This window comes from Fulvivirga kasyanovii (assembly GCF_009711405.1).
Lineage (GTDB): Bacteria > Bacteroidota > Bacteroidia > Cytophagales > Cyclobacteriaceae > Fulvivirga > Fulvivirga kasyanovii.
Window position 1 is genome coordinate 1 of the sequence record NZ_SMLW01000646.1, and the last position, 9,212, is coordinate 9,212.

10 protein-coding genes are annotated in these 9,212 nt (G+C 44.0%); 2 read left to right on the forward strand and 8 right to left on the reverse strand.

Features of this window, described 5'->3' with window-relative positions; translation table 11 throughout:
* Positions 1-470: YciE/YciF ferroxidase family protein (locus tag E1163_RS23260; RefSeq protein WP_155174875.1), on the forward strand; the 470-nt coding region annotated here is incomplete at its 5' end.
* A 222-nt stretch (positions 471-692) separates the two neighbouring features.
* Here the strand turns inward: E1163_RS23260 and E1163_RS23265 are convergent.
* A complete protein-coding gene (locus tag E1163_RS23265; RefSeq protein WP_155174876.1) occupies positions 693-1,103 on the reverse strand; it encodes a thiol-disulfide oxidoreductase DCC family protein in 411 nt (136 codons plus the stop codon).
* A gap of 189 nt (positions 1,104-1,292) precedes the next feature.
* Between E1163_RS23265 and E1163_RS23270 the strand changes: the two genes are divergently transcribed.
* Complete coding sequence (locus tag E1163_RS23270) at positions 1,293-2,879, forward strand: sensor histidine kinase (protein ID WP_155174877.1); 1,587 nt, start codon at positions 1,293-1,295, stop codon at positions 2,877-2,879.
* A gap of 2 nt (positions 2,880-2,881) precedes the next feature.
* Here E1163_RS23270 and E1163_RS23275 read toward each other — a convergent pair whose 3' ends face one another.
* The 7 genes from E1163_RS23275 to E1163_RS23305 form a co-directional block, all read right to left on the reverse strand.
* Complete coding sequence (locus tag E1163_RS23275) at positions 2,882-3,856, reverse strand: MlaD family protein (RefSeq protein WP_155174878.1); 975 nt, start codon at positions 3,854-3,856, stop codon at positions 2,882-2,884.
* Between the two features lie 24 nt (positions 3,857-3,880).
* Positions 3,881-4,624 (reverse strand): ABC transporter ATP-binding protein, encoded by a 744-nt coding sequence (locus tag E1163_RS23280; RefSeq protein ID WP_155174879.1) that lies wholly within the window; start codon positions 4,622-4,624, stop codon positions 3,881-3,883.
* A complete protein-coding gene (locus E1163_RS23285) occupies positions 4,624-5,400 on the reverse strand; it encodes an MlaE family ABC transporter permease (RefSeq protein ID WP_155174880.1) in 777 nt (258 codons plus the stop codon). Before E1163_RS23285 ends, E1163_RS23280 begins: the two co-directional genes overlap by 1 nt.
* 29 nt (positions 5,401-5,429) lie before the next feature.
* Positions 5,430-6,047, reverse strand: a complete 618-nt coding sequence (locus E1163_RS23290; RefSeq protein ID WP_155174881.1) for a superoxide dismutase family protein — start codon at positions 6,045-6,047, stop codon at positions 5,430-5,432.
* A gap of 196 nt (positions 6,048-6,243) precedes the next feature.
* A complete protein-coding gene (ligD, locus tag E1163_RS23295; protein ID WP_155174882.1) occupies positions 6,244-7,140 on the reverse strand; it encodes a non-homologous end-joining DNA ligase in 897 nt (298 codons plus the stop codon).
* Between the two features lie 42 nt (positions 7,141-7,182).
* Positions 7,183-8,514 carry an NAD(P)/FAD-dependent oxidoreductase gene (locus E1163_RS23300; RefSeq protein WP_155174883.1) on the reverse strand — a complete coding sequence of 444 codons (1,332 nt, stop codon included), beginning with the start codon at positions 8,512-8,514 and terminating at the stop codon, positions 7,183-7,185.
* A 27-nt stretch (positions 8,515-8,541) separates the two neighbouring features.
* On the reverse strand, positions 8,542-8,916 hold the full coding sequence (locus E1163_RS23305) for a SpoIIAA family protein (RefSeq protein ID WP_155174884.1): 375 nt from the start codon (positions 8,914-8,916) through the stop codon (positions 8,542-8,544).
* Positions 8,917-9,212 lie beyond the last annotated feature (296 nt).

Consider the following 9,212-nt stretch of genomic DNA (forward strand, 5'->3'; position numbering starts at 1 on the left):
TGTTTAAGCACGAATTGAAAGATCTGTATAGTGCGGAAACACAAATTTTAGAAGCACTCCCTAAAATGGCCGAGAAGGCATCTAACCCGGACTTAAAAAAGGCTTTTGAGCATCATTTGGAAGAAACCAAAAATCAAAAGAAAAGAATCGAAGAAGTTTGCAAAAAGCTTGATTTTGACCCAAAAGGCGAAACTTGTAAAGCTATGAAAGGCATAATCAAAGAAGCAGAAGACATGCTGAAAGAAGATGCTGATCCGGAAGTGATGGATGCCGCACTGATCGCAGAAGCACAACGAGTAGAGCATTATGAAATGGCAGGCTATGGTACTGTATGCACTTATGCCGAACGCCTTGGTTACAACGACATAAAAAACAAATTGGCAGAAACTCTTGAAGAAGAGAAAAATGCTGATAATACATTGAACAAAGTTTCAAAAAATGTCAATGCCAAAGCTGAGGCATCACACTAAAGCAGCATAAGTTCTATAGTCCTTTAAAGGCTATATCCGGTTTGGATATAGCCTTTTTTGCATGTTAAATGCTCTTAAAATCAAGCCAGAGCCCATAGAGTCCCATTACTTTCCGTCCCAGTTTGCCTACTGCTTTTGCCTATTGCCTTTTACAAGGTGCCTTCCGAACAAAGGGCTGAAATATCAATTCCCCAGGAAATTCGACATGGCCACTGCCTGTCCTCACGGTTTACGACCAAACAAAAGCCTGGACAGTTTCAATAAAAAAGGTCGGTGTGTAGTGACAAAATGGTAGCCGTAATCACTGATAACCTTAAAAAACCTGCTGCGGGTGTACCATCTGTGAAAAAATTTCACAGGTTTACCCTTATAGTATTCCATACTTCTGTATGCTGCATCGGGGCCATTATAGATCCTGCCATCCGGCTCTATTAAGCGCACTGCCCCTTCGAAATACTTTTTGGGTATATCAGGAAACCTGTCGGCATCGGCCTGAAAGGTGATATACTCAATGGATTCACTCGTGTGCTTTTGCCACACCGATATCCAGTACCTACAGAAGCCGCATTTACCATCCCAAACCATGACAGGCCGCTCAGGCGGGTAAAAAGTTCTACTTAATTTTTTAAACATTACTGCCTTTAATTTATTTATATGTTAAACCAAATAGCAGGCCACTCATTGAAGATATGGTTTTTCTATAGGTAAAGGTGTCAGCAAGTTGTAAACATTTTGATAATACGACTGTTGCTTTGAAATGATTAGAGTTTTAAAATTTTTAAAGGCCACACGGCTAACTAAGCGGTCTATGTTAATATCTCCATGTCATATCCTAAAGTAGACATAAAGTACAAACAGATATTCAATCACCTTCCGGGCAAATATTTAATACTGGATACTGATCTACATATTGTTGCCGCCAGTGACAGTTATCTTTCAGCTACTTTTACCAAAAGATCGGAGATCTTAAACCAATACATTTTTGATGTTTTTCCTGATAACCCGGCAGCACCGGAAGCCAGAGCCACTGAAAAGTTATATGAATCATTGAAAACGGTACTTACTACCCGAAAGGCTCATGATATGGATATACAGCATTATGATATACCTAAAAGAGTGGGTGACAGTTCAAGTTTTGAAACCCGGTACTGGTGCCCCTCCAATACCCCGGTGCTCGATGAGGCCGGTAATGTTGAATATATTATACATAGTGTGGATGACGTAACCGAGGAAGTGCTAACCAGAAAAGAGATCGTGCGGAAAGATGACCACATTACGGTTATCACTCAAAAGCAAACAGAGGCGTCTGAGGCATTGGGAGCTATGGATAAACGCCTCAGATTAATTACAGATATTATACCTGCACTGGTAGCTTATATAGATAAAGACCACCGCTACCGGTTTGTAAATGAATCTTACTCGAGGAATTTCAAAATTTCACAAGAGGAAATACTCGGAAAAAAAGTGGAAGATTTCCTTAAGCCTTACCTTACCCAGGACATTTCCAAAAACATAGAAGCTGTTTTAAAGGGGCAGATCCAGAGTTTTGAAATCAAGATAAAACTGCATAAAAGTACAGAGCAGCACCTGGAGGTCATCTACCTGCCCGACATTAGCGACGAGGGAAAGGTTATTGGTTTTGTGTCTATGATCATGGATGTTACTGATAAAGTGAAGTATTACGATGAGCTCACCAAACTTACCCAGGAGAAGGAGCAACTAATACTCCAGAAGGATGAATTCATAGAAATGGCCAGTCATGAACTCAAGACCCCTCTTACCACTATAAAAGCTTACGTTGAGCTAATGCTTCTGGATATTGAAGAGCTTGACCGCAATACTTTGCAAAACTATCTGGGCAAAACGAACAGCTACATCAATCAACTCCACCGCCTGATAACAGGTCTGTTTGATGTAAGCACGGCCAATACAGGCAGGCTACCTTATAATTTCAGCTATTTCAATCTTGCTGATGCCATTGAAACCTGCTGCAGCAATGCCATGAATATATCCAAAAAGCACAAAATTGATTGCCAGTACACCCTAAAGGATAAAATGTACGGAGACAAGGAAAGGCTGGAGCAGGTTATTGAAAGCTTGCTTAACAATGCCATCAAATACTCTCCTGACCGCAACGATATTCTTCTAAAAGCAGAAGAGATCAACGATGAAGTACTGATCACTGTAAAAGATCGAGGAATAGGCATCCCTGATGAAGAGCTTGAGAATATTTTCAAGCGATTCAGTCGTGCCCATGCTCTCAGTTACCATAACTCCGGCCTGGGCCTGGGGCTTTATTTATCACGCGAAATTGTGCACAGGCACCGCGGAAAAATATGGGCTGAAAGTGAAATCGGAAAAGGCTCTACATTCTTTGTGAAGTTGCCTGCCAAGCCAGCGGTACGCTAAAGCTATCGATCATCTTTGTCCTTTTTGTCTTTGTCTTTAGTGAACAGGTTTAGCAACCAGCTATTGTTCACAGTATTCATCACTTCATCCAGGTCTTCCGTTCCCCGCTTTACATTATACATGGTCTCTTCCAGGTTACGGGCTGTAATGCTATCGTTGAGCAACTGGTTGAGCAAACCTTCGTTGTCGTTGAGCTTCTGCATAAACTTTTTCAGGTCACGGCTGGCATCGGCAAGGTTCTTACCCGCATATTGTACGGAATCGAGGGTGGTTTCAACGGTATTACCCAATTCAGGATCATGGATGGCCCTGGCCAGCAAGCCATCACCGCTATTCAGTTTGATGGTAGCGACTTCAATCTGATCAGTAATCTGCGCAGCATTTATGCTCGTTTTCTCAATTGATCCTACAATATTGGTGACTTTATGGGCCAATACAGAATCCGAAACCACTTTGCCAAGCAAACCTTCGGCATTCTTGATCTGACGGCTGATCGCTGTAAGGTTTTGTGTTAGCTCCCGGGCATTATCGGAGGTTTTCTTGAACGATGATATCACATCATCTATGTTTACCGGCTCCTTGGTTTTTAATACATCCCCTTCAGTTAGAGTCGGTGCATTGGCCGACCCGGGGGAGATACTCACTATTTTGTTGCCCATGAGTCCGTCAGAATCAATGGTAGCAAACGCATCCTGTTTGATGAACCGGCTGGCATTCTCATTGATCAGCAAAGTTACCCTTGCTGTGGAATCAGAGGCTATTTCTATTTCTTTTACAGTGCCTACCTTGATTCCTGAAAATCTTACATTATTGCCTGATTGCAAGCCGCCGACATTCCTGAACAAGGCCGTAACCCGTACTTTGCTGCCAAAAAGCTGTTGCTGACTGCCTATATAATAGATCAGCCCTATAAACATTATCACGCCAAGTACGATAAATATGCCCAGTGTAATATCCTTTTTTACTTTTTCATTCATTGTTTTGATTATTAAAGCCTGGTACTACTCAAAAAAGTCCATCAGCCACTTATCATCCGATTTTTTTAATTCTTCATATGAGCCTTCATATTTAAATACACCATCCCTGATCACTTTCATCCGGTTCGACGTGATCCTCGCACATGCCATGTCATGGGTTATTATGATAGAAGATGTTTGATAGGTTTCCTGCATTTCCACGATCAGTTCGCTGATCTCTTTGGAGGTTGCGGGGTCCAGTCCGGTAGTAGGCTCATCATAAAGTACAATATCCGGCTGCAGTATCAATGTTCTGGCCAGAGCTATCCGCTTTTTCATTCCTCCCGAAAGCTCAGCAGGCATTTTATGTATGGCTTTTTCAAGTCCCACATTTTTCAAAGCCTCATGTACCCGGTCATCAATCTCTCCGTAGGAAGGTTTGTCCGGCATTCGTTTTAGCGGAAATTTGAGGTTTTCTTCCACTGTCATAGAATCATACAGCGCACCACCCTGAAACAGAAAGCCAACCTTTCTTCTCAGTGCGTTCAACTCATCTTCCTCCGTAAGGTGCTGTACATCCTTGCTTAGCACCTCCAGTTTGCCTTCGTCTGGCTCCACCAGCTTCACCAGGCACTTGATAAATACCGATTTTCCGGTGCCGCTTTTGCCTAAAACCACTATGTTCTCCCCTTTGTGTAGCTCCAGGTCCAACCCCTCCAGCACATGGTTGTCACCAAAGGATTTTCGAAGCCCTTTAACATCGATCACTATATCATTTGAGTTTTCCATCAGATGAGCAGTTGGGTAAGCTGGACTGCGACAAGGTCAATCACAAAAATGAACAATGAGGAAATCACTACAGCCGAATTGGCCGCCCGCCCCACACCAGTGGTACCTTTGTCGGCCGTGGTGCCTTTATAGCATCCGATAATCCCGATGGCAAACCCAAAGAAGAAGGTTTTAATCGTCGGCGGGATAATATCCGAATACACCAGAATATCCAGCGACTGTTTGTAGAAAAGCGTTGGGCTTACATCGCCTTCAATGTTGACACCTACATATGAGCCAACCAGGGCAATAACATCAGCATACACTACCAGAATAGGAATGGTGACAGTGGTGGCGATCACACGGGTGACCACAAGGTAGTTAAAAGCATTGGCCCCTGACACAGTCATGGCATCTATTTGTTCGGAAACCTTCATAGACCCGAGCTCCGCTCCTATGCCCGACCCTACCTTTCCGGCACAGATCAACGCGGTAAGTACCGGGCCTATTTCCCTGATAATAGAAATGGAAACCATGGCAGGCAGCCAGGATTCTGCCCCGAACTGCTCCATGGTCGGTTTGGTTTGCAGAGTCATTACCATACCAATGATAAAGCCGGTAATGCTCACTAAAAACAAGGAGTTGTACCCCAGTTGATAAGCCTGGACCAGCACTTCACGCCACTCCAGGGGCGGCTTAAACAACTGCTTGAAAAAGCGACTGGTAAACCGGCCGATTCCGGCCACATTGATGAAGAAATCCTGAAACGAACCAGGTAATGATCCTACAATTTTCATTGAATGTATTTCGGTATGCCTGCTTGTATTTATTGCTGATTTTTAATTACACCACAACCTACCCTGTCACCTGCGGCACCTGAGGGTTGAGAAGTAAAATCATCAGCACCGGCATGTATGATCACTGCTTTGTCTATGATATTGCAGGTAGATTCCCCAACGATGCACCAGCCTTCAATAGTCATAGACATGGAGCCTTTACCGTCATCGCCAACTTCCATATTTCCGATATCTCCTTTATGAAATGGCGGGTTGCCGCGCTTACCGTGCTTTTCATTGGTTGGGTTCCAGTGTCCGCCGGCTGATTTGGCATCACTGGCACTACAGTCACCTTTCTCATGGAGGTGTACGGCGTGGCTGCCGGGAGTGGCATTTTCTACATTAAGTTCAAATTGTATGCGTTCACTACCAACACTGGTAAAAGTAGCCTTTCCAGTGAGGCTGCTACCGCTAGCGCTGGAGATATCAGCAAAAGCCATCTCCTCTACAACCTCCCTGTCCATTCTTTCCTCTGTAATATCCTTATCCGATTCATTTAGTTCGCCATTGTCCTCCATTATATCCCTTTTGTCTTCGGAGCTTGGCCCACAGCTAAGTAGCAACAGTGATAAACCAAAAACCGGTAAATAGCTTGTTATTATTTTCATAGTCAATGCGTTTTTATGGTTAGATACTGACATATCATAAAAATACATGCCAGAAAAGGCGAAAAAGACCCGGCAGCAGGAAAAGTGCTGCTATAAAGATCAATACAAGATTTTTAAGTTATAAGCATTTCAAAGCGAAGGGTGGGCCTCTCAACTGATTGTGGAAGAAGTTTCACACTAAAGAAGCTTTTGCTTGTCAAACGAGGGCCTTTTGTAATTTTCGTTCAAGGCTTTCGACGGCAATGGCATGCCTTCCCATTCCTTTCCACGGATTTACCGTTTCCGAAAGTCGCTGCCGGATGTTCCCCATATTAAAAGTTCTGGCGTTGATCGTGTCGTCTTCCATTTCACTCCATGCCAGCGGGGTGGCTACGGGAGCCTGGGGCAAAGGCCTTAAGCTATACGGAGATACGGCAGTCTGAGCGTAAGCATTTCGCTGAATGTCAAAATATATTTTACCTCCCCTTTTCTTAATGTATTTTTCAGTGGTAAATATAGCAGGATGGAGTTTTGTAAGGCGAAGGGCTATCTCCTCTCCCATTTTACGGCTTTGGTCAAAGGTAGCTTTACCATTGAGTGGCACTACTATATGCGCTCCGGATGAACCGGTGGTCATTACAAATGAAGTAACTTCCATCTCATCAAAAAACCTTTTGATAATGAATGCTGCAGTCCTCACCACACTAAAGTCATTTGAAGGAGGATCCAGATCAATGATAAATTTATCAGGATAATTAACCTCAGGTGCCGTAGACAACCAGGTATGGAAGGTGATAGTGGCCTGATTGGCGAGATATACCAGTGTGGCGGTATTGTTACAAATGGCATGGTTCACCTGACCGTCTTCTTTATGTACAGATACGGTTTCTATCCATTCGGGAAAGTACTCCGAAGCTTCTTTTTGATAAAATCCACTTTCCCTGATGCCGTTAGGGAACCTTTGCAGCATGAGCGGCCGGTCTTCAAGGTGAGGCAGTATGAGAGGGGCTACATCTTTGTAATAGTTGATAATATCTATTTTTCGTAACCCATCGTCAGGATAGATCACCTTGTCTTCATTGCTGATCACTATATTTCTTCTACCTGCTTTCATGCTTTGGGGTCACTTTGTGCCTCTTTTCTAATTTCCGCGAGGCTACTGAGAATCCTTGATTATTAGCCGTGTTTCTCTGTCGTGTCTGAGGTAGTTCCAGGCCCAGTTAGTAAAAGTTACTAATTTATTTTTAAATCCCACCAGGGAAAACAGGTGAACGCCAAGCCACACCAGCCAGGCTGTAGTGCCCTGAAACTTGAACCCCGGCATATCTACAACCGCCTTTTTGCGACCTATGGTCGCCATAGTACCCTTGTTTTTATATCTGAAAGGTTTAAGGGACTTTCCTTTACGGAGTCGCATCAGATTTTCCGCCATAAACCGGCCTTGCTGTACGGCTACAGAAGCCAGTTGCGGGTAGCCCTTCGGATGATCTTTGCTTTCGATGCTGGCCACATCTCCCAAGGCAAATATACGTTCATGCCCCATTACCTGCCCGGTCTCCCCTACCTTTATACGGCCTTTTTTGGTAACCAGCCCATCGTCAAGGCCTTCCGGGAATGCTCCTGATACACCACCGGTCCACAACATAATCTTTGCCGGAATGTTTCCCTGATCAGTTTTCACCACTTCACCATCATAATCTAATATTTTAGTGTCCTTTTTAATATCTACCCCAAGTTGTTGGAGATACTCCTCCGATTTGGCAGAAGCCTCGTCTGACATAGGCCCCAACAACTCCGGCAAAAGCTCTATAAGGTAAATTTTAGATTGCTCTATATCGAGGTCGGGGTAATCCTGAGGCATGATGTACCGGCGAAACTCCGCAATTGATCCGGCCAGTTCCACACCTGTGGGGCCACCTCCTGCTATTACAATATTGGTCAGCTTCTGACGCTCCTGAGGGTCATGTGTATATAGCGCTTCTTCAAAGTTGTGAAGGATCTCATTACGAATTTTTAGCGCCTCATCCACGGTTTTCATGGGCAAGGCATGTTTTTTAATATTGTCCATCCCAAAGTAATTGGTACGGGCACCGGTAGCTATGACCAGGTAATCATATTCTATGGTTCCGCGGTTGGTAACGATCGTATTATCGCCGGACACAATGCGCTGTACCTCAGCCATTCTGAAATGGTAATCAGGATGTTTGCGCAGCGGCTTTCTCAGCGGGTAGGCCACGGAATCGGCCTCCAGACTGGAAGTGGCCACCTGGTAGAGCAAAGGTTGAAAGGTGTGGTGATTATGCTTATCAATAAGTACAATTTGAAAGTCGCTTTTTTCAAGGTTTCTGACAAGATGAAGCCCGGCAAATCCACCCCCGAGGATCACCAGCCTGGGGCGCTCTGTCCTTCTGACCCCAAGGTCGGCAATTTCTCTATCGGGCTTCTTTTCTGCTTCTTCATCAATGAGTTGAAGTGATGATTGCATCATATTTTTTTGAAATTCATTACTTGGTTTTCAGTGGTGCACGTTCGTCTCCGCCACCACCCACTGCATAGCCTCGGCCTTTTCAGACATATCAAAATATTTTACCTCGGCAGATGTAAAGGGTTTGGCAAACTTTGCGCCCCATTCCAGCCATTGCTTATCGCCAACCATGGCCACACGCTCAAAGTCGTTGAAATGCTTGGCATCAAATTTCAGGTCTTTCCATATGGCTCCCGGCTCTACCTCTTCCAACTCACCGATTTCACAGTAAAGGTTGATTTTGCCGTGTTCCCTGATCTTGTCTTCAAGCAAATTCACTACAGGTCCGTAATCCTTCGCGGTTAGCTCTCCACTCATATTGATAGCTACCGTATTGTCGTGGTTGCTGGTTAATATCTCTATCATGGCTTTAAGTTTTTTAGTTCTTCTTAGTATGGGAGAAAAAACTATACCGGATTCAAGCTAACCCTGTTTTGCTAATGAAGAACAGCCATACTAAAGTGAAGAAACTGCCATAAACAAGGTTTTAAAGGCTATTTGAATAACCGTACTGACAATAGACACACTAAAGAATTTAATTATCCCAATAAAACCGCAGGTTATTGAACAGCCATATGTGTAATAACCACCACGGTCATGAAGTGCTTTGCTCACATAAGATTTTCTTTACCTCCGCAAGCCGGTTCATAACCATTTTTTTT

Excerpts from the sequence above, each read along its gene's own strand:
- E1163_RS23265 (WP_155174876.1), bottom strand. The coding sequence starts at position 1,103 with ATGTTTAAAAAATTAAGTAGAACTTTTTACCCGCCTGAGCGGCCTGTC.
- E1163_RS23270 (WP_155174877.1), top strand. The coding sequence starts at position 1,293 with ATGTCATATCCTAAAGTAGACATAAAGTACAAACAGATATTCAATCAC.
- E1163_RS23275 (WP_155174878.1), bottom strand. The coding sequence starts at position 3,856 with ATGAATGAAAAAGTAAAAAAGGATATTACACTGGGCATATTTATCGTA.
- E1163_RS23280 (WP_155174879.1), bottom strand. The coding sequence starts at position 4,624 with ATGGAAAACTCAAATGATATAGTGATCGATGTTAAAGGGCTTCGAAAA.
- E1163_RS23285 (WP_155174880.1), bottom strand. The coding sequence starts at position 5,400 with ATGAAAATTGTAGGATCATTACCTGGTTCGTTTCAGGATTTCTTCATC.
- E1163_RS23290 (WP_155174881.1), bottom strand. The coding sequence starts at position 6,047 with ATGAAAATAATAACAAGCTATTTACCGGTTTTTGGTTTATCACTGTTG.
- ligD (WP_155174882.1), bottom strand. The coding sequence starts at position 7,140 with ATGAAAGCAGGTAGAAGAAATATAGTGATCAGCAATGAAGACAAGGTG.
- E1163_RS23300 (WP_155174883.1), bottom strand. The coding sequence starts at position 8,514 with ATGATGCAATCATCACTTCAACTCATTGATGAAGAAGCAGAAAAGAAG.
- E1163_RS23305 (WP_155174884.1), bottom strand. The coding sequence starts at position 8,916 with ATGATAGAGATATTAACCAGCAACCACGACAATACGGTAGCTATCAAT.